Here is a 1,678-nt window from a genome sequence, read left to right as displayed (position 1 = left end):
TATCGAAGAGAGAGATTTTTTAGAAAGAGTCCCACATGAGAGTATAGATCTGCAAATATGATTATTTCACAGGAGAAAACTATAGATTCCCATTTGCAGGGAAGATAGCAAAGGCAGTCAGAACCGCCCGTTAGACGGGCGGTTCTGACTAATTTACATTGTTTTCCCTACAGAAGCGTCTCCAACGTTTCACGTATCGCCTGAATAAATTCCAGGGAGTTTAAAATCACAGGATTTTCACAGGTGGAAATCAGAGAAAGGCTCTTGGTCATCTTTCCATCCTCCACCGTCTTTATGCAGGCCTTCTCCAGCTTGTCCGCAAACGCGCAAAGCGCCTCATTGCCGTCCAGCTCCCCTCTCTTTTTCAGAGCGCCGGTCCATGCAAAGATGGTAGCGATGGAATTGGTGGAGGTCTCTTCTCCCTTCAGATGCTTATAATAATGGCGCTGTACGGTGCCGTGAGCCGCTTCGTACTCATAGGCTCCGCTTGGAGAAACCAGCACGGAGGTCATCATGGACAAATCTCCGTAAGCGGTTGCCACCATATCCGACATCACATCTCCGTCGTAATTCTTGCAGGCCCAGATAAATCCTCCCTCGGAGCGGATCACCCGCGCCACCGCATCATCGATCAGGGTATAAAAATAAGTAATCCCCTGTTTTTCAAATTTTTCCTTGTACTCTGTATCATAGATTTCCTGGAAGATATCCTTAAAGGTGTGGTCATATTTCTTGGAAATCGTGTCCTTTGTGGCAAACCACAGATCCTGTTTAGTATCCAGCGCATACCCGAAGCAGGCTCTTGCAAAGCTGGAAATGGACTTTTCCGTATTATGGATACCCTGAAGAATTCCAGGCCCCTCAAAATTGTGAATCAGCTCTCTTACTTCCGTGCCGTCTGCCGCCGTGTAAACAAGCTCCGCCCTGCCCGGTCCCGGTACCTTGATCTCTGCATTTTTATACACATCACCGTAGGCATGACGGGCAATGGTGATGGGCTTTGTCCAGTTTTTCACATAAGGCACAATCCCTTTTATCAGGATAGGTGCACGAAACACGGTGCCGTCAAGAATGGCGCGGATAGTGCCATTTGGGCTCTTCCACATTTCCTTCAGATGATATTCCTGCATCCGGGCGCCGTTTGGCGTAATGGTTGCGCACTTTACGGCCACACCGTACTTTAAGGTTGCCTTTGCGGAATCCACCGTCACCTGGTCGTCGGTCTCATTCCTGTGCTCCAGGCCCAGATCATAATACTCTGTCTTCAGATCAATGTAAGGAAGCAAAAGCTCATCCTTGATCATCTTCCAGAGAATTCTGGTCATTTCGTCTCCATCCATTTCCACAAGAGGCGTTGTCATCTTAATTTTTTCCATTTGCTTCGGTCTCCTTTTCTTGTTTCCCGTAGGCTTCATTCAGCCCATTTTTTACCATATTTTCATAGGCATTTATCATATGGCGGTTGGCAAGCTGCTCTGCCAGCCCAGCGTTTCCCGCCTTGATTGCCTCTAAAAGCTCTTCATGCTCCTCATTGGACTTAGGCCCTCTGTCCGCGCTGGAAAGAGTTTTTCTGCGCACCCGCAGCACATACTGGTGAAAATCCTTCAGCTGATGCTCCAGTATCTTACTGCTGCAGGCCTCATATAAAATGTCATGAAAACGGTTATCCAGCTCCGCC

Annotated in this window: 2 protein-coding genes; both read right to left on the bottom strand. The window is 48.0% G+C overall.

Going from position 1 to position 1,678, the window contains the following annotated elements:
• Positions 1-167: 167 nt before the first annotated feature.
• Positions 168-1,376 (bottom strand): NADP-dependent isocitrate dehydrogenase, encoded by a 1,209-nt coding sequence (locus tag AC1WIP_RS15655; protein ID WP_481142697.1) that lies wholly within the window; start codon positions 1,374-1,376, stop codon positions 168-170.
• Positions 1,363-1,678, bottom strand: a 316-nt coding sequence (locus AC1WIP_RS15650) for a GntR family transcriptional regulator (protein WP_481142696.1), incomplete at its 5' end; no start/stop codon positions are given. The genes AC1WIP_RS15650 and AC1WIP_RS15655, both read right to left, overlap by 14 nt.

This window comes from Acetatifactor sp., assembly GCF_982438285.1.
The sequence above is the reverse complement of the archived record's forward strand: the minus strand, read 5'-3'. Positions and strand labels throughout refer to the sequence as shown.

Excerpts from the sequence above, each read along its gene's own strand:
- AC1WIP_RS15655 (WP_481142697.1), bottom strand. The coding sequence starts at position 1,376 with ATGGAAAAAATTAAGATGACAACGCCTCTTGTGGAAATGGATGGAGAC.